Here is an 18542-nt window from a genome sequence, read left to right as displayed (position 1 = left end):
TTATTTTCGGCTATCCAGCGGATCAAGGAAGCGCCCTCCTTTGCGGCGCCCTGTGGGCGCTCCAGAGGTTCGATAAGACGAAGTCGTTCCACCCTTGGGCACCTTCGCCGCCTGGCTCGACGCGGGGGCCGCAGGCTCCTCGGCGCCTTGGGCGGGTGGGTCGCTCAGGCCGTCCGGCGCCACGGCCACCGAAGGCTCCTTGGGCTGCTCGGGGGCCGCGCCTGATGGCCCCGGCGAGGGCGCGCGCGCGTCCGGCGTTTTTCCCGAGGACATGACGAGCGCCCCCACCACGAGCAGCGTCACGCCAAGCAAACCGAGCCCCGCGCGGAGGCGCATGGATCGTCGGAGCGCCGCGGGCCGGAGGGCCGTCGAGAGGAGACCGCGCAGCCCATCCGCGTCGCGGCTCCCGGCGCCGGCGTACGTCGGGAGTTTCTCCGGAGGAATGCCGATCACCCGGATCACCCGGCGCACGCTGGTCTCGCTGCGCTCGGGCGCAAACGGCCGGAGCGACGCGGCGAGCTCGGCCACGTCGGGCGTGCGTTTGTCCGGGTCTTTTTGCAGGCACTGGAGGATCGCCTTTTCGAGCCCCTCCGGTACGTCGGGACGAACGTCTCGCACCCGCGCGGGCGGGTCCGCGGCGATGCGAAAATACAGGGAAGAAATGGTCTTCGCCTCGAAGGGGCTGTGGCCCGTCAACAGCTCGTGCAGGACGATGCCGAGGGACCAGATGTCGGTGCGCGGGTCGACGTCGGTCGGGTCGCGCAGCCGCTCGGGCGAGGTGTACCGGGGCGAACCCACCACGAATCCATTACCCGTGAGCGTCACGAGGTCCTCCGGCTGCCCGGCGCCGCCCGGGCGGAGGAGCTTGGCGATGCCGAAATCGAGGACCTTGATGAGCGGCGAGCCGTCGGCGCGGCTCGTGAGAAAGAGGTTCGAGGGCTTGATGTCGCGGTGGACGATTCCCATGGAATGCGCCTCGGCGAGCGCCTCGCAGGCCTGGAGGATGTAATCGACGGCGTCCTCGATGGGCAGCGGGCCGCGGCGGCCGAGCATGCCCCGGAGATCGATTCCGGTGAGGTATTCCATCACGACGAACGGCGAGCCCCACGGCAGGGTGCCCATGTCGAGCACGCGCGCTACGTGCTCGCTCTTGATCGCGCTCGCGGCCCGCGCCTCGCGCAGGAGCCGCGTCACGGAGACGTCGCTCGCCGCGACCTTGGGGTGCAGGAACTTGAGCGCGACGCGCTGCCGGAGGCTCGCGTGCTCCGCCTCCACCACGACCCCCATCCCCCCGGCGCCGAGGACCCGCTGGACACGGTATTTCCCCGCGACCACGTCGCCCGGGCGCGGCAGCGAGGCCTCGCCGAGATCGAGATCGACGTCGACGTCGATCGCATCTTCCGCGCTTTTCATACCCCCCATGATCCCCGCGTTTTACGATAGCGCGCGAGGGCGGAAACACAATCGACGGCGGGCGATCTCAGCCTCCTCTGCGGCCCGCGCCGTTCGGGCCGAAACCGCACGGAATGCGGACGCCCTTGCATTGGTTTGTCATCAGCGCACAATGATGCGAATGCCCCGGACGGGGACGGGGCCATCGCCTCCCCTGCCCGGCCGCGCACGGATCCGGCCGCCCTGGGCAGCCCCCTCACGGGTAGCAACGTGCGTTCCGACGGCCGGGCGCGACAAAAATCCCCTCGGCCCTCCGCTTCCGTCTGCTAGAGCCTGCCCGTGACCGACCTCGTCGTCTTTCCCTCAGAACGCCCTCTGACGGGCAGCGTCCCGGTCCCGGGCGACAAGAGCATCGCGCACCGGGCCATCCTGCTCTCCGGTCTCGCCGAAGGACAGAGCCGCATCGAAGGCGGCGCGCTCGGCGCAGACAACATGTCCACGCTCGCCGCGCTCCGCGCGATGGGCATCACCACCGAAGAGCAGAACGAGACGTTGCTCGTCGAAGGCAAGGGCCTCTACGGCCTGCGCGCGCCGAGCGCGCCCATCGACTGCGGCAACTCGGGCACGACGATGCGCCTGCTCGCCGGCGTGCTCGCCGCGCAGCGCTTCGCCACCGTGCTCGTCGGCGACGAGTCGCTCACGCGAAGGCCGATGGAGCGCGTCGCGCGGCCCCTGCGCCTGCGCGGCGCCCGCATCGAGGGCAAGCTCGATCCGAAGCGCGTCGGAGAGATCACGGCGCCCCTCCAGATCGGTCCGCTGCCGGAGCCCAACGTGCTCGGGCCCCTCGAGTACGAGATGCCCGTCGCGAGCGCGCAGGTGAAGAGCGCGATCCTGCTCTCGGGCCTCTACGCCGACGGACCCACGTACGTGCGCGAGCCGCTCGTGTCGCGCGATCACACCGAGCGGCTCTTGCTCGCGCTCGGCGTCCCGCTCTCCTCGGTGGGCGCGATCATCCAGCTCGACGGCCCCTCGTTCTCGGGCAAACTCCCGCCGTTCTCGATCACGGTGCCTGGGGATCCCTCGTCCGCATCGTTCCTCGTCGTGGCCGCGCAGCTCATTCCTCAGAGCCGCGTGACCGTGCGTCGCGTGGGCCTGAACCCGACGCGCACCGGGCTCTTCGAGGTCCTGCGCGACATGGGTGGCTCGCTCGTCCTCGAACCGAAGGGCGAGGAGATGGGCGAGCCGATCGGCGACCTGCACGCCGGCGCAGCCGATCTGCGGCAAGGGCGGCTCGGCGGGGAGCTCGTGGCGCGCACGATCGACGAGGTGCCGATCCTGTGCGCGCTGGCGGCGCGCGCGCACGGCACGACGCTCATCGAGGACGCGGCCGAGCTTCGCGTGAAGGAGAGCGATCGCATCGCGATGATGGCGCGCGTGCTGCGCGCGTTCGGCGTGACGTGTGAGGAGCGGCCGGACGGGCTCGCCGTCGAGGGCAAGCCGGAAGGCAAGCTCAAGGCCGCGGACATCGAGAGCGGCGGCGATCACCGCATCGCGATGGCCTCGTGTGTGCTCGGCCTCCTCGCGGATGGGCCCACGCGCGTGCGCGACGCCGACAACATCGCGACGAGCTTCCCGCGGTTCGTCGGCACGATGCGCGCGCTCGGGGCGCGGATCGAGGTGGAGTCGAGCGGAGGGACTCCATGAGCAGCGGAGGGCGGAAGGCCGTGCGCGTCGCGATCGACGGACCGGCCGGCGCGGGCAAAAGCACGGTCGCGCGCAGGCTCGCGGAGCGGCTCGGCTACCTGCTCCTCGACACGGGCGCGCTGTATCGCACGGTCGCGCTCGCGGCCGTGCGCGCGCCGATCCGCTGGGATGATCGCGAGGCACTCGGCGCGCTCGCCGAGGATCTCGTGGCCCGCAAGCGCATGGTGATCGAGCGCGCTGAGGGCGCGACGGGCGGCGGCAGCGGAATGCGGGTCCTGCTCGACGGCGACGACGTCTCGATGGCGATCCGCTCGCCCGAGGTGAGCCTCGGCGCGAGCCGCGTCTCGGCCGTCCCCGCGGTGCGCGCCGCGCTGCTCGACATGCAGCGCGGCCAAGGCGCCGAGGGCGGCGTGGTGCTCGAAGGTCGCGACATCGGCACGGTCGTCTTCCCGGACGCGGAGGTGAAGTTTTTCCTGACCGCCTCCCCCGAGGTCCGCGCGCGCAGGCGTTACGAAGAGCTCGTCGCGCAGGGCAAGTCCGCCACCTACGAGGACACATTCGCGGACGTCGAGCGCCGCGACAAAGCCGACACGGAGCGCCCCGTGGCGCCACTCCGGCAGGCCGACGACGCGACCGTCGTCGACTCGAGCCACAGGGATGTCGCCGAGCTCGTCGAGGAGATGGCGCTTGTCGTCGAAGCGCGCGAGCGCGCCGGCTGAGGTCTTCCGCCGCGCGTTCGTGCTCGGCCTCGGCGCGCTCGCCTTCGGTACGGCGGCGTGCGGCGGCGAGGTGCCGGCCCCGAAGGCACCGGCGCGCGGCAAGCGTGACGTCCTCGATCCGGCCGAGCTCTTCCCTGCCGATCTGGATCTCGTGCTGCGCGTGGATCTCGGCCGCATGCGCGCGCAGCTCGGCCCCTTGGCAGACGTGCTCTCCGCGCGCGTCGAGGAGGAGAGCGGCGGCGAGGAGGCGCTCGTCTCGCAGGCGATCGCGCGCGCCAAGGTCGTGTGGATCGGCCTGCGCGCCGCTGACGCCGAGGCCGGGGATCGTGTCCTCGTCATCGAGGGCGACGTGGAAGACGTGCGGCCCGATCCCAAGCTGTTCCGCCTCGTCGATCCTCCGATCGCGGACGACATCCAGAGCTGGGAGCGCACGGGGCCCCTCGGCCGCGCCACGACCGCGCGCATCCACACGTTCGCCGGTCGTATGATTCTGTTCGTCACGCCGGTCGAGGTGGACAGCGTCGAGCGCGTGCTCCGAAAGGGCCCAGACGAGCGCCGCCGGGATCCCGCAGCCGAGGGCCTCGTCAGCGCGGACCTGCGCGCGCGCCGCCTGCCGCCTTCGCTTGAACGGCGCTTCCCTTCCATCGCGTCGATCCTCGGCGGCCTCGAGCGCGCCCGCGCGAGCGCGGTGATGGTCGGTGACGCCTTGCGTGTCGACGCCGAGATCACGGCCGGCACGGGGCAAGCCGCGGGCAAAGCCGAGAACCTGCTCCGCGCGCTGCGCGAGGGTGGGCAGGGCAGCCGCTACGCCGCGCTCTTCGAAGAGATGCGGATCGAGCGTGTCGATCGCGCCGTGCGTGTGCGCTGGGACCTCTCTTCGGACGTCCTGCGCGCCCTGCTCGAAGGCAAGCTCGCGGCGCCAGAGAGGATGCAAGGCGAACCTTGAACGCTTACGCTCGGGGGCGATGGCCGACACGCTCGTAGATCCGATCGAGCCCGTCCCCCCGACCCAGCGTGATCCCGATGCGCTCGGGGCCGCGCCCGTCCCTGCGCCGGAAGACCCCGCGATCGCTCCGCCCGAACCTCCGCCCGAGCCTCTCCCCGAACCTCCGCCCGAGCCGCGCGCCGAGACGCCGCGCCCGAGGCCGCGTGGGCCGCGCTTCGTGCTCGTGGCCGTGGCCGCGATCTTCGTGGTCGCAGCGATCGCGGGCCTCCTGGTCTGGAACTTCGTCTTGCGGTACCGCCCCACGGCGCGCGCGCACGTGCCTGGCGGGACGAACATCGCGATCCGGCTCGAAGCCGCGGACCTCGTGCTCTTCGGCCCCGTGCGCGAGCATCTCTTGAACCTCGCGCTCGACGAAGGCAGCGGACCCGAGGTCTCCGCGCCGTCACGTCCTTCGCGCGCCACGCGCATCCACGAGCAGACAGGCGTGCGTTTGCCCGCGGACGTGCGCGAGGTCGTCGTCGCATCGATGGACGGCAAGAGCTGGGTCGCGCTCGTCGGCGGTCGTATCGAGCGCGGGCGGTTCGTCCAAGGACTCGCCGAGGTCGCGCGCGAGGAGGGGTGGGTCGGGTTTCGCCGAGAAGGCGAGCTCTTCGTGGGACCTTCGATCGTGATCGGACAGGCGGACGACGGGACGATCCTCGTCGGCACGGATCGATCGATCGTGGAAGCCGCGCTCCCCGCGACGGAAGTAGGACAGAAGCTCGGTTTGCCCGAGAAGGGCGCGGTCACGTTCGCGATCGCGCGGCAGGCATTCGAGGTCTTGTCGGGGGCGAACAAGATCTCGCCGCGCGCGGCCGTCCTCGGAACGGTCGAGCGAGCCACGGGCACGCTCGCGCTCAGCGGTTCGCCGGAGCTCGTCGTTCGTCTCGAACCAACGAAAGCCGCGGATGCGCCAAAGCTTGAAGAAGGCGCGCGTGCGCTGCTCGCGGATCTCGGGCTCGTGCTCTTGCTCCTGCCGGATGTCGCGGGCGAGAAAGAGGCGCTGCGCGCGACCACGCTGAAGCGCGACGGGGATGTCGTCGTGCTCCGCGCGCCGTGGCCGTACGAGGGGCTGGATCGGGCGACGGCGGAGCTCGCGGGGAAGCTCCGCGGCGCGGAAAACCCTGGCAAAAAGCCTTGATCGCGCGTGCCCCGGCCGAACGCCACGTGGCTGGCCAGGGCGGACAAAACGGACCCCTTGGGGGCATTGCATTGACAAGGGGCTGGCCTCGGACTAGACGGACCGCTCTCCCGGATCCGGCTCGATGCCCGACGTGTGCCCGAGGTTGGCTCAATTCGAGCCGCACGCTCGCGCGGCGCATCGCATCCGAGCTCCGGGAAATCCTAGGGAAGGACGGTTTCAAAAGACCAGATGGCTAGTAACGCGAACGTGGAGATGACGGGATCCGACATGGGATCCAGCATGGAGAGCTTCGCCGCGCTCTTCGAGCAGCGGGTCGAGTCCGATTTCGCGCGCGAGGGCGAGATCATCGCAGGAACGGTCGTTCAGGTCGGCCGTGACTCGGTGGTGGTCGACATCGGTGGCAAGAGCGAGGGCGTAATCCCGCTCCGAGAGTTCGCGGATGCCACAGGTCAGGTCGGCGTCAAGCCCGGCGACAAGGTGGACGTCTACATCGAGAGCCGCGAGAACGACGACGGCCTCGTCACCTTGTCGAAGGAAAAAGCCGACAAGATGAAGGTCTGGGATGAGATCTCGAACGCCTGCGAGGCGGACGAGCTCATCGAGGGCACCATCAGCCAGCGCGTGAAGGGCGGCCTCTCGGTCACCATCCGCGGCGGCGTGAAGGCGTTCCTCCCGGGGTCGCAGGTCGACCTCCGCCCGATCCGCAACTTGGACAAACTGATTGGCCAGACCTACAAGTTCAAGGTCATCAAGTTCAACAAGAAGCGGGGCAACATCGTCCTCTCCCGCCGCGTCCTGCTCGAGCGCGAGCGCGACGAGATGAAGCAGAAGACGCTCGAGACCCTCACCGAGGGCATGACCGTCAAGGGCACGATCAAGAACATCACCGAGTACGGTGCGTTCGTGGACCTCGGCGGCATCGACGGCCTGCTCCACATCACGGACATGAGCTGGGGCCGCGTGAACCACCCGAACGAGGTGTTCAACGTCGGCGACGAGGTCACCGTCAAGGTCCTCAAGTACAACCCCGAGACCGAGCGCGTCTCCCTGGGCCTCAAGCAGACCCAGGAGGATCCGTGGAACCACGCCGAGGAGGCCTACCCGGCTGGCAAGAAGGTCCGCGGCAAGGTCATGTCGATCACGGACTACGGCGCCTTCGTGGAGCTGGAGCCGGGCGTCGAGGGCCTGATCCACGTGAGCGAGATGAGCTGGACCAAGAAGGTCAAGCACCCGTCGAAGCTCCTCGAGGTCGGCCAGGAGATCGAGTGCCAGGTGCTCGAGGTCGACGCGCGCGCCAAGCGCATCAGCCTTGGTCTCAAGCAGCTCGAGCCCGATCCGTGGATGCTCTTCACGGACAAGTACCACCCCGGCGACAAGATCGCGGGCAAGGTCCGTTCGCTCACCGATTACGGCGTGTTCGTCGGGATCGAGGAGGGCGTCGACGGCATGGTCCACAAGAGCGACCTCTCGTGGTCGGTGCGCGTCAACAACCCGAGCGACCTCCACCACAAGGGCGACGACGTCGAGGCGATCATCCTCTCGATCAACCACGACGAGAAGAAGGTCTCCCTCGGCATCAAGCAGCTCTGGGACGACCCGTGGCCGACGATGCTCAGCGAGTTCGCGCCGGGCCGCGTGATCGACGAGTCCCAGGTGATCAGCATCGTCGAGTACGGCATCTTCGTGCGCCTGCGCGAGGGCGTCGAGGCGCTCATCTCGACGGGCGACATCCTTGAGCCCGAGGGCACGAAGATCAAGGTCGGCGACCTCGTGAAGGTCGAGATCTCGAGCGTCGACACGATCGAGCGCCGCCTCTTCGCGACGATGAAGAACATCGGCGTGGAGAAGCCGCAGCCTGCCGAGCGCCCGAAGCGCGTGAAGAGCGCGGGCGGCGGCGGCGCGACGGCCGAGGAGGAGAAGAGCGTGGCCGGAACGGTCGGCGATCTCATCCGTGAGAAGCTGGCCGGCAAGCTCGACCTCAAGAACAAGGCGAAGGACCAGGAGTAATCCTGCCCCTTCCCGGGTGACCGTTCGCGGCGCCTTCCCCTCGCGAGAGGGAGAGGCGCCGCGGGCGTTTTGTCCTTACGATCGGCGCATGACACGACGCCTCGTAGCGCCCGTCGTCCTCGCCGCGCTCCTCGCCGCGCTCCCGGCGCGCGCAGATCCCCCGGACAACCCCGATCCTTTTTTCGGCCGCGACAAGGCCCTGCACTTCGGCTTCTCGGCTGCGCTCGCGAGCGGCGCGTACGGCGCCTCCGCGCTGGCCGGGCTCGACGGGCGGGCGAACCGCGTCGCCGTCGGCATGGCCGTCGCGCTGGGTGCTGGGTACACGAAGGAAATCCTCGACGCCGCGGGGTTCGGCACGCCCTCGTGGAAGGATTTCGCCTGGGACCTCATCGGGACGGCGGTGGGTCTCGGCGTCTCGCTCGCCATCGATTACGCCCTTTCACCGTCCCCGACCGAGAAATCCGGTAGGCCAGCGCCCGCGCGTTGATCGCCACCGGCCGGAGCCGGTGCTAGCGTGCCGCGATCGATGGGCAATCCGCTCTGGGCGCCGTGGCGCATGGAGTACATCCTTTCGAAGAAGGGTGGATCCTGCGTGTTTTGCGGCATTGAGGCTGCTCCGCCGGAGGAGCTCCGCGCGCGGCTCGTGGTGTGTGACACGCCGCGCGCGTTTGTCGTGTTGAACCGCTACCCGTTCGCCGCGGCGCACTTGCTCGTCGTGCCGCACGCGCACGTCGACGCGCTGGAGAAGCTCTCGCACGAGGATCACCACGCCCTCTTCGACCTCGTGCGCGAGGCGACGGTGCGCCTGCGCGCGGCCGTGAAGCCCGAGGGGCTCAACGTGGGCTTGAACCTCGGCGCGGCTGCGGGCGCGGGAATCGCCGAGCACTTGCACGCGCACGTTGTCCCGCGCTGGAGCGGAGACACGAACTTCATGCCGGTGCTCGCCGACGTACGCGTCGTGCCGCAGGCCCTCGAAAAGACGCGCGACTACCTCGTGCCATTCTTCGCGGACCTGCCGGGCGTACGTTTGCCCGCGGCGAGCGAGGGAGCCGGAACCCCGTGAGCGAAGCGCCGCCGCCCATGTCCACCCTGCCCCCGGAGCGCAAGACTGCGCGCCGCATCTTCCTCGCCACGAGCGCGGTGCTCGTCGTCGCGCTCTGCATCGTCGCGCACGAGGTGATGCTGCCGTTCGTGCTGGCGCTCGTCGTCGCGTACGTGCTGACGCCCGCGGTGCTGCGCGTCGAGCGCATGCGCGTGCCGCGCTGGGCCGCGATCCTGCTCGTCTACGCGATGACGCTCGGCGTGATCGGCGGGTTCATCGGGATGATCGTCCCGCGCCTCGTCACCGAGGGGCAGGCGCTCGCGGCCGAGTGGCCGAACCTCACGCGCAAGGTGCGGAACGAGTGGCTGCCGGCGATCGACTCGCGCCTCACGCGCTGGTCGGGGCAACGCCCCGCGGAGGAAGCACAGGCCCCCACGCCCAACCCGAGCCCGGAGATAGGCCCAGGCGAGCCGAGCAAGGCCGACGCGCGCGCCGAGGAACGACCGCCGCTGCGGATCGTGAAGCGCGACGACGGCTCGTACGACGTCTTCGTGAGCGAGGACCTGCGCCTGCACGAGGTGCATGCCGGCACGTGGGAGGTCGTGAACCAGGAGCCGAAGCGGCTCTCGAGCGCAGGCCTCTTGCGCGAGGGGTTCGACAAGGGGCTGCTCTACCTGCGCCAGAACGCGACCGTCGTGTTGCAGGTCGGCCAGCGGATCGCAGGCGCGATCTCGCGCGGGATCTTCAACCTGTTCATGACGTTGATGCTCGCGGGGTACATCATCCTGACCCACGAGAAGATCCTCGCGTTCTTCCGCGATCTTTGGGATCCGACGTCGCACCACACGTTCCATCGGTTCATGCGGCGGCTCGATCGAGGCCTCTCCGGCGTCGTGCGCGGGCAGCTTCTCATCTGCCTCGTGAACGGCGTGCTCTCGGCGATCGGCTTCTGGCTCTTCCACCTGAAGTACTGGCCGATCCTGTCGATCCTCGCGGCCGTGATGTCACTCATCCCGATCTTCGGCTCGATCTTGAGCTCGGTCCCGGCCGTGCTGGTCGGCCTCACGCAGTCGCCCATGACGGCGGTCGGCGTGCTCGCGTGGATCGTGGGCATCCACCAGCTCGAAGCGAACTTCCTGAACCCGAAGATCATCGGCGACGCGGCGAAGATCCATCCGGTCCTCGTCGTCTTCTCGCTGCTCGTGGGCGAGCACTTCTTCCAGATCACGGGCGCGCTCTTCGCGGTGCCGTGCATGTCCATCGCCCAGACCATCTTCCTGCACTTCCGCGAGTCCACGATGGGCCTCTCCGATCCCATGGCGTCGCACCCGCCCACGGCGAAGGTGCGTCCGGACGTGAAGGAGACGCCACCCGAGCCCGAAGCAGGCGCCCCGAGCTGACGAAGTCGGGAGGGCCCGCGCTACTGTTTCCCGTGGCACGTGGTATGAAGCGCTCGCCTTGAAGACGTCCGACAAGCCGAAGAGCAACACCCAGGAGAAACCGAAGACCGCGGACAAGCCGAAGGCCGCGGCAAAGCCGGCGAGCCCGAAGGACGCGCGCGAAGCGCTCATCGCGTCCGCGCGCGACAAACAGGCCGCGCAGCCCGATCCGCTTCAGATGCTCGAGCCGAAGAAGCTCGCGGTCCGGATCGGCATCCCGCTCGCGATCGTCTGGATCATCGCGCTCTTCATCTCGGGCTGGGTCTCGAAGGTCGTCGCGCTCGTCGTCACGATCGCGGTCGCGGCGCTCGTCGTCTGGGTGGTCCGGTACGCGAAACGCTCGCGCGCCGTGGCGAACCTCGTGCGCGGGGCGGACACGCCGGAGGCGCGCAAGGAGGCGATCGAGAAGCTCGAGAGCGAGTTCGGCAAGGACGATCCCGCGGCCGTGTTCGCTCGCGCGCAGCTCGAACTGCAGGAGGATCCGAAGAAGGCGCTCGCGACGCTGGAGAGCATCAAGCTCGACCGCGTGATGCCGCCCGTCGCGGACGAGGCGCGGGCGCAGCGCGCGATGATCCACCTCGTGCTCGGCGAGACCGAGGCGGCGAAGGGCCTCGTCGACAAGATCGATCTCGGCCGGCACAAGGACGCGAAGAGCCGGGCCACGATCGCGGCGATCGTGGGTGAGGCGTGGGCGCGCGGCGGTCAGGCGAAGAAGGCCGTGGAGCTGCTCGACACGCTCGATCCGAACGACGCGACGTTCGCCGACATCAAGCCGCAGCTCCTGCGCTCACGCGCGTTCGCGTATGCGTGGACGAACGACACAAAGCGGATGAAGCAGATCCTGCGTCAGCTCTCGGCGATCAACCCGCAGTACCTCGCGTCGTTCATCACGAAGAAGAAGATCCCCGGCGGCGTGCCGCCGAAGGGCGTGCACCCGCTCCTCGAAAAAGAGGCATTCGAGATGATCTCGAAGAGCGGAATGATCCCGCGCAAGATGGAGTACCGCAGGTCGTAACCTCAGCGCCGCGCCCTCTCCCGCGCGGGAGAGGGCGAGGATGCGTTACGCCTTCAGGTATTGCTGGACCGTGCTCAGCAACGTCTCGATGCCGACAGGCTTGCGCAGGTAGCCGTTCGCGTGGATCTTCGCGGCCTGCTGCCGCAGGTTGCCGTCGGCGGAGATCACGATGACGGGGATGTCGGCGATCTTCGGATCGCTGCGCTGCTCGGTTCGGAAGATCCAGCCGTCCATGATCGGCATCATCAGGTCGAGCAGGATGAGCTGCGGGCGCACGCCTTCACGGAGCAGGTCGAGGGCCTGCTTTCCATTGCTCGCACCGCGCACCTCGTAGCCCTCTTCTTCGAGGATCTGCGCAATGGTCTCACGGATGTCGGGATCGTCCTCGACGACGAGAACGCCGCGCCTTCCCTGCTCGATCGTGCCCATGGTCCCCACCCGGCGAAGGCGTGCCACTCTACTGACCCGCTCACGGCATCGCCAGCCCCCGTCCTACCCCACGGAACGAATTATCGTACGTCGGTCAGCGTACAACGCACACCTGTGACGAGATTCTCAGCCATGACCCAGGCATGCACGTTTTGTCGGATTGCGGCCGGTGAGCTTCCGGCCCAGCTCGTGCTCGACGAACCCGAGGTCCTCGCGTTCCTCGATCGCAGCCCTCTGTTCCTGGGCCATTGCCTCGTCGTCCCCCGCGCCCACGTCTCGACGCTGCTCGACCTGCCCGCGCCCTCGATCGCTCCGCTCTTCGGAGCTGCCCAGCGCATCGCCCGTGCGATCGAGCCGGCGCTCTCGGCGGACGGCTCCTTCGTGGCGATGAACAACAAGGTCAGCCAGAGCGTGCCGCACCTGCACGTGCACGTGGTGCCGCGCCGCAAGAAGGATGGATTGCGGGGGTTCTTCTGGCCTCGCGCGAAATACGAGAGCGACGAAGCAATGGCGCGTGTCGCGGAGGCGCTACGTACGGCGCTGCGATCTCCCGCATAATGCGCGCATGAGTGACACCCCTCCCTCGTCCCGCCCACGCTCCCGCGTGCGCGAGGTGGCGAGGCTCTGGTTTGGCCTCGAAGCGCCTGTCGGTCGGCGCGCCTATCTGCTCACGGGCGTCACGTTGATGGCGCTCAAGTACGGCCTCGACACGCTCCTCGTGTATCTCGCGTCGGGCGTCTTGTGGTCGCCGCTCGCGTACCTGAGCCCGGCGCTCACGTTGCGTATGAAGAGCATTCCGGACGCGCCGTCGTGGCTCTTCGTGGTGCTCGCGGTCGCGACGCTACCGTTCTTGTGGATCGGGATCTCGATGAGCATCCGGCGCGCGGCGAACGCGGGCCTGTCGCCATGGTTCGGCCTCACGTTCCTCGTGCCGGCGCTGAACTACCTCGTGATGCTCGTGCTCGCAGGGCTCCCGGAGCGCGGGGACACGTGGAAGGCGGATCCGACGTCGCCTTACCGTGCAGGCGGGCCGCAGGAGAGGATCCAGACGAAGATCGAGGGCTCGCTGCGGAGCGCGCTCCTCGGCGTCGCAACAGCCGTCGCGGTGGGGCTCGGGATGGCGGGCCTCAGCGTGTACGCGCTGGATCTCTACGGCCTGTCGCTCTTCTTCGTGACGCCGTTCGTGATGGGCGCGGTGAGCTCGTTCCTCCTGAACCGGGAGGCGCCGCAGTCGCTCAAGCGCGCGGTCGCGGTCGCGTGTTTGTCCGTGGCGATCACGGGCGGGGCGATGCTGTTGTTCGCGCTGGAGGGGCTCGTATGCCTCTTGATGGCCGCGCCGATCGCGGGCGTGGTGGCGGTGATCGGCGCGATCCTGGGTCGCGCGATCGCGCTGCAGGCGAAGACGCCGCACACGCACGCGGCCGCCGCGGTGCTGGCGCTGCCGGGGCTCGTGGGCGCGGAGGCGGCGGTGGTGCAGCCGGATCTGCGCGAGGTGAAGACGGTGATCGAGGTGGACGCGCCGCCGGATCGCGTGTGGGAAAACGTCATCGGCTTCCGCGAGCTCGCGCCGCCTTCGGAATGGTTCTTCCACACGGGGATCGCCTACCCGGTGCGGGCGCGCCTCGAAGGCGAAGGCGTGGGCGCCGTGCGGTACTGCGAGTTCTCGACGGGCCCGTTCGTCGAGCCGATCACGGTCTGGGACAAACCGCACCGGCTCGCGTTCGACGTATCGAAGCAGCCGCACGCGATGAAGGAGTGGAGCCCGTTCCAGTACGTGCACGCGCCGCACCTCGACGGTAGTTTGAGGTCCAAGCGAGGGCAGTTCCTGCTGACGGAGCTGCCGGGCGGGCGGACGCGGCTCGAAGGGACGACGTGGTACGAGCTCGAAATGGCGCCGAACGTGTACTGGGCGTTCTGGTCCGACAGCGCGATCCACGCGATCCACACGCGCGTGCTGGAGCACGTGAAGAAGCTCAGCGAGACGAAGTGACGCCGCGCGGGCGGGCTACGCCTCGACCCCGATCCGCCCCGCGCCTCCATCCACGGTGATCCGCTGCCCCGTCGTGATCCGCGCCGTCGCGCCGGCGACGCCCACGACGGCCGGGATCCCATACTCGCGCGCGACCACCGCGCCGTGCGACATGCTCCCGCCCATCTCCATCACGAGCCCGCCCGCCGTCAAAAAGAGCGGCGTCCAGCCGGGATCCGTGGAGGGCGCGACCAGGATCTCGCCGGGCTCGATCTTCGCGCCCACCGGATCCAGCACCACGCGCGCCTTGCCCGTGACACGCCCCGCGGAGGCAGGCGTACCCGACAAACCTCCCTCGCCCGACGCGGCGGCGGCCATCGTCTCGGGCTCCATGCCGTCCGAGAGCAGGATCCGCGGGACGTGCTTGCGGCCGAGCTCCTGCGTGATCATGCGGCGGCGCTCGGCCACGAGCGCGCGGAGATCCGTGCCTCCGGTGACGGCGCGTAGCTCGCGCAGGTCGAGGAGGAACACGTCGTCCTCGGCGGCGAGCTTGCCTTCTTGCACGAGCAGCCGGCCCGCCTGAAGCAGCAGCGAGCGCGCGTGCGCGAGGATGCGCACGATCCCGAACTTCGGCGCCTCGCGCGCGCCGAGGAGCCTGCGTACGCGTGGCACCGCGAACCGCGCGACCTCGCCGCGCAGAGCGCCCTTTTCGCGCGCTCGCTCCACGAGCTCCTCCGCCTTTCGCTCCGCCTCGCGCGCGCCACGCTCGAAGGCCACGTCCGGCGGCGACGCATCGTCGCCGAGCGAGAGGTAGTTCGCGAGGCTGCCGAGGATGTGCGTCGGATCGTCACGCCAACGCGGCACACCGATATCGATCTCCGCGACGCCGCGCGCGCCCCAGCGCGCGAGGAACGCTCCGAGCTCGCGCTGGAGCACGGCCGGCAGGGATCGATCGGCGTAACGCTTCGCAAGCGCAGCCGGAGCCTCCTCGCCGAGCACACTCCGCGACGCGGGATCTGCGCCCACGCGGCGCGAGAGCGACCAGAGCTCGAGATCCATCTCCGTCGTCGGGTTGTTCGGGAGCGATCGGAGCAACGTGTGCACCTCGTCCTCGGTCATCAGGCCCGAGAGCGCGCGACGGAAGAGGTGCATGCTCACGAGCGCGCCGATGATGCTGGGGATCGCGGTGAAGAGGAAGGGACCGACGCCCTCCCGGATCATGCGCTCGACCGCGTCGAGATACGCGGAGGGCGGCGACCCTTCTGGCACCTCGCCCACCGCGATCGCGGCGTCGACCTTCGCGGAGATACGACCGGGCACGGCGTCAGGCTCCCGAAGGGCACGCGCGAGCGTGACGGGCGCGCGTGTTCGCGCGAGCGCGCGGAGCGCCGCACGCGCGATCCTCCAGCGGGGCGTCTCCACGACGCCGAGCCGCTCATCATCGAGGACCGCGCGAACGGCGACGCCGCTGCGCGCCTCCATCCTGGACAAGGCGAACGCGGCGACACGCCGACCGAGCGGATCTCGCAAGATCGCGGTGATGTCGAGGAAGAGCCGGCTCGCGCCCACGGCGTAGATGGGTGGACCGTCGAGCGGCTCGCCGTCCCACAAGCCGAGACCACGCGACGCGACGCCTGCGAACGCGCGCCAGAACTGCAGACCCATCGGCGTGAACGGCCGGAACACGCCCTGCGCCACGTTGAAGCTGAAGAGGACGCGGAGATCGCCGTCCTTCGACAGCGGGCCCACGGGGATCGGGAACAACGTGGTGATCGGGCGTGACTGCACGAGGAGGATCTTTCCTTCCGGATCGATCGCCCACTCGATGTCCTGCGGCGCGCCGTAATGCGCCTCGACGCGCGCGCCCATCGCCGCGAGCGCGCGCGCCTCCGCGTCGGAGATGCAAGCCTCCGCCGAGCCGTCCGCGCGCTCCTCGTGGCGCGTCCCTCCGCCCGGAAGCGCCTCGATCACGAGACGTTTGTCCCCGAGGCGGCGCGTGACGATCTCGCCCGTGTCGACGCGAACCTCCAGGTGATCGGGGTTCGTCGCGCCACTCACGACCGCCTCGCCGAGCCCCGGCGCCGCGTCGATCACGGCCTCGCGGCGCCGCCCCGTCACGGGGTTCGCCGTGAAGAGCACGCCCGCCGCGCGTGCATGCACGAGGCGCTGCACCACGACGGCGAGCGACACGTCGCGTGGATCGATCGACCGATCCGCGCGGTAGACGACGGCGCGCTCCGTGAAGAGAGATGCCCAGCAACGACGAACGGCGTCGAGCAAGGCTTCCTTGCCGAGCACGCCGAGGTAGGTGTCCTGTTGCCCAGCGAAGCTCGCGTCCGGCAGATCCTCGGCCGTGGCCGACGAACGCACGGCCACGGCCGCCCCGCCGAGCTCGACGTCGTACGCGCGGACGCACGCCTCGGCGATCGCATCGGGCACGGTCACGGACGAGAACGCCGCGCGAATCTCGCCCGCGAGCGCCGCGAGGCGGGCGCGATCGTTCGGTTCGGTGCCCGCGAGCGCATCGAGCTTCGGACCGATGTTCGCCGCTTCCGCCGCGACGCGGAAGGCGGACGTCGTCAGGACGAACCCCGGTGGGACCGGCACCCCGGCGCGGATCATTTCGCCGAGGTTCGCGGCTTTTCCGCCGGCGATGGGGAGCGAGGATCGATCGAGCGCCGAGAGCGGGAGCACCGTGCCTTCTGTCGTCATCGTCGGACCTCCTTCTTCGTCATCCTTTGCGCGGCCTCGCCCAGGATGACGAAGGCCCGCAGTACGAGCGCGCGCTCCTCGTCCGAGAGCGACGCCATCATGCTGATCTGCACATCCGTGCGGCGATCGAGGAACTCCGCCACGAGCCGCGCCGCGCGAGGGCTCCGCGTGACACGCCGCGCGCGCCGATCCTCGGGATCCCCCTCGCGAACCAGCAGCTTGCGCCGCACGAGCTGATCGACGAGGCGGCTCGTCGCCGAGGGCGAACGGCCGACGAGCTCCGCGAGCTCCTTCAACGTGCGCGGTACACCGTCTTCGAGCAGGAGGAGCACGCCGAGCTGCAGGAGCGTCAGCTCGACCTCGTCGAGCGAGGAAATCGCCCCGATCAGCAAGTCGCGCGCCGACGCCATCCGCGTGACGCGGATGCTCTCTCGCAGCGCTCGGCGGTCATCGGCTTTCATGTGCACGACTGGAATCGTTGCATCCATGCACATAATTTTGCCAGAAAAAAGCCACGCTCGATTCGTGCCGAGCGCGGCGAAAGGGAGCCCGTGCGCGGGCCGGGCTCCCTCGTCGAGCCTCAGAACTCGCAGTGGCCGGGCGTGCGCGGGAACGGGATGACGTCCCGGATGTTGCCCATGCCGGTGCAGAGCAGAACGAGGCGCTCGAAGCCGAGGCCAAAGCCCGCGTGCGGGGCCGTGCCGTACTTGCGGAGGTCGATGTAGAACGCGTAGTCCTCGGGCTTCAGGCCGGCCTCCTGCATGCGCTCGAGGAGCACGTCGTACCGCTCCTCGCGCTGGCTGCCGCCGATGATCTCGCCGATCTGCGGCACGAGCACGTCCATGTTGCGCACGGTCTTCTTGTCGTCGTTCAGGCGCATGTAGAACGCCGTGAACTCCTTCGGGTAGTCCGTGAGGATCACGGGGCGCTTGTGGTGCACCTCGGTCAGGTACCGCTCGTGCTCCGTCTGCAAGCTCGAACCCCACTTCGCCGGGTACTCGAACTTCTGGCCGGACTTCTCGAGGACCTCGATCGCATCGGTGTACGTCATGCGCGCGAACGGGCCCGCGACGATGTTCTGGAGGCTCTCCTTCAAGCCCTTCTGCACGAAGCTGTCGAGCAGGTGGACGTCCTCCTGGTTCTGCTCGAGCACGGCGCGGATGACGTGCTTCAAGAACTCCTCGGCGATGTACGCGTTGTGATCGAGATCCGCGAACGCCATCTCGGGCTCGATCATCCAGAACTCGGCGAGGTGGCGCGTGGTGTTCGAGTTCTCGGCGCGGAACGTGGGGCCGAACGTGTAGATGTTGCCGAGGGCCATCGCGTACGTCTCGCCCTCGAGCTGGCCGCTCACGGTGAGGCTCGTGCGGCGGCCGAAGAAGTCCTGCGCGTAGTCGACCTTGCCCTCGGGCGTGCGCGGGAGCTTGTCGAGGTCGAACGTCGTGACCTGGAACATCTCGCCCGCGCCTTCGGCGTCGTTCGCCGTGATGATCGGCGTCTGGACGTAGAAGAAGCCTCGCGCGTGGAAGAAGTCGTGCACGGCCATCGAAAGCGTATGGCGGATGCGCGTGACGGCGCCGAACGTGTTCGTGCGCGCTCGGAGGTGCGCGATCGTGCGCAGGTAGTCGAAGCCGTGGCGCTTCTTCTGCAGCGGGAAGTCCTCGGGCGAGAAGCCGTAGACGTGCACGCGCTCGGCCTTGATCTCGATCGCCTGCTCCTTGCCCTGGCTCGCGACGACGACCCCCTCGACACGCAAGCTCGAACCGGTGCCGAGCTTCTTCACCTCGGTCTCGTAGTTCTCGAGCGTGCCGTCCGCGATGATCTGCAGGTTCTTCAAGCAGGAGCCGTCGTTGATCTCCAGGAAGGAGAAGTTGTTCTTCGCGTCCCGGCGCGTGCGGACCCAACCACACACGCTCACGCGCTGACCAACGGGCGACTGCTTGAAAAGCTCCTGTACGCGATGGATCTGCATGGCCCTACCCCAA

Annotated in this window: 16 protein-coding genes; 11 read left to right on the top strand and 5 right to left on the bottom strand. The window is 69.1% G+C overall.

The window, feature by feature from the left end; all coding sequences use genetic code 11:
• A complete protein-coding gene (locus tag QHF89_RS07600) occupies nt 1-1413 on the bottom strand; it encodes a serine/threonine-protein kinase (RefSeq protein WP_284720199.1) in 1413 nt (470 codons plus the stop codon).
• Between the two features lie 318 nt (nt 1414-1731).
• On the opposite strand from QHF89_RS07600, the gene aroA reads away from it, so the two are divergent.
• The 9 genes from aroA (at nt 1732) to QHF89_RS07555 (ending at nt 11447) form a co-directional block, all read left to right on the top strand.
• The gene (gene aroA, locus QHF89_RS07595; RefSeq protein WP_136965767.1) at nt 1732-3096 is read left to right on the top strand and encodes a 3-phosphoshikimate 1-carboxyvinyltransferase; all 1365 of its coding nucleotides are present in this window, start codon (nt 1732-1734) and stop codon (nt 3094-3096) included.
• On the top strand, nt 3093-3815 hold the full coding sequence (cmk, locus tag QHF89_RS07590) for a (d)CMP kinase (protein WP_136965768.1): 723 nt from the start codon (nt 3093-3095) through the stop codon (nt 3813-3815). Before aroA ends, cmk begins: the two co-directional genes overlap by 4 nt.
• On the top strand, nt 3784-4761 hold the full coding sequence (locus tag QHF89_RS07585; protein ID WP_136965769.1) for a hypothetical protein: 978 nt from the start codon (nt 3784-3786) through the stop codon (nt 4759-4761). The genes cmk and QHF89_RS07585 overlap by 32 nt, the downstream gene beginning before the upstream one ends.
• Nucleotides 4762-4780: 19 nt before the next feature.
• A complete protein-coding gene (locus tag QHF89_RS07580; RefSeq protein ID WP_284720198.1) occupies nt 4781-5941 on the top strand; it encodes a hypothetical protein in 1161 nt (386 codons plus the stop codon).
• 231 nt (nt 5942-6172) lie between these two features.
• The gene (locus QHF89_RS07575) at nt 6173-7951 is read left to right on the top strand and encodes a 30S ribosomal protein S1 (protein WP_136929504.1); all 1779 of its coding nucleotides are present in this window, start codon (nt 6173-6175) and stop codon (nt 7949-7951) included.
• Nucleotides 7952-8039: 88 nt separating this feature from the next.
• Nucleotides 8040-8438 carry a YfiM family protein gene (locus QHF89_RS07570; RefSeq protein WP_136965770.1) on the top strand — a complete coding sequence of 133 codons (399 nt, stop codon included), beginning with the start codon at nt 8040-8042 and terminating at the stop codon, nt 8436-8438.
• Between the two features lie 27 nt (nt 8439-8465).
• Nucleotides 8466-9014 (top strand): HIT family protein, encoded by a 549-nt coding sequence (locus QHF89_RS07565; protein WP_284720197.1) that lies wholly within the window; start codon nt 8466-8468, stop codon nt 9012-9014.
• Nucleotides 9011-10393, top strand: coding sequence for an AI-2E family transporter (locus QHF89_RS07560; protein WP_284720196.1), 1383 nt, complete (start codon nt 9011-9013; stop codon nt 10391-10393). The genes QHF89_RS07565 and QHF89_RS07560 overlap by 4 nt, the downstream gene beginning before the upstream one ends.
• 58 nt (nt 10394-10451) lie before the next feature.
• Nucleotides 10452-11447 carry a tetratricopeptide repeat protein gene (locus QHF89_RS07555; RefSeq protein WP_211365356.1) on the top strand — a complete coding sequence of 332 codons (996 nt, stop codon included), beginning with the start codon at nt 10452-10454 and terminating at the stop codon, nt 11445-11447.
• A 45-nt stretch (nt 11448-11492) separates the two neighbouring features.
• Here QHF89_RS07555 and QHF89_RS07550 read toward each other — a convergent pair whose 3' ends face one another.
• Entirely contained in the window at nt 11493-11876 is a 384-nt protein-coding gene (locus tag QHF89_RS07550; protein WP_136929590.1) for a response regulator, read from the bottom strand.
• Between the two features lie 132 nt (nt 11877-12008).
• Between QHF89_RS07550 and QHF89_RS07545 the strand changes: the two genes are divergently transcribed.
• Both QHF89_RS07545 and QHF89_RS07540 read left to right on the top strand, forming a co-directional pair.
• Nucleotides 12009-12434, top strand: a complete 426-nt coding sequence (locus tag QHF89_RS07545) for an HIT family protein (protein WP_136965772.1) — start codon at nt 12009-12011, stop codon at nt 12432-12434.
• Between the two features lie 7 nt (nt 12435-12441).
• On the top strand, nt 12442-13866 hold the full coding sequence (locus QHF89_RS07540; protein WP_136965773.1) for a hypothetical protein: 1425 nt from the start codon (nt 12442-12444) through the stop codon (nt 13864-13866).
• A gap of 15 nt (nt 13867-13881) precedes the next feature.
• Here QHF89_RS07540 and QHF89_RS07535 read toward each other — a convergent pair whose 3' ends face one another.
• From QHF89_RS07535 to asnS, 3 genes are all read right to left on the bottom strand, one after another.
• Entirely contained in the window at nt 13882-16557 is a 2676-nt protein-coding gene (locus QHF89_RS07535; RefSeq protein WP_136965774.1) for a PEP/pyruvate-binding domain-containing protein, read from the bottom strand.
• Nucleotides 16554-17018, bottom strand: coding sequence for a MarR family winged helix-turn-helix transcriptional regulator (locus tag QHF89_RS07530; protein ID WP_284720195.1), 465 nt, complete (start codon nt 17016-17018; stop codon nt 16554-16556). The genes QHF89_RS07535 and QHF89_RS07530 overlap by 4 nt, the downstream gene beginning before the upstream one ends.
• Before the next feature lie 119 nt (nt 17019-17137).
• Nucleotides 17138-18529, bottom strand: a complete 1392-nt coding sequence (asnS, locus tag QHF89_RS07525; protein WP_136929498.1) for an asparagine--tRNA ligase — start codon at nt 18527-18529, stop codon at nt 17138-17140.
• Nucleotides 18530-18542 lie beyond the last annotated feature (13 nt).

The organism is Polyangium sorediatum (assembly GCF_029946465.1).
Classification (GTDB): domain Bacteria; phylum Myxococcota_A; class Polyangia; order Polyangiales; family Polyangiaceae; genus Polyangium; species Polyangium fumosum.
This window is presented reverse-complemented; position numbering and strand designations above follow the sequence as displayed.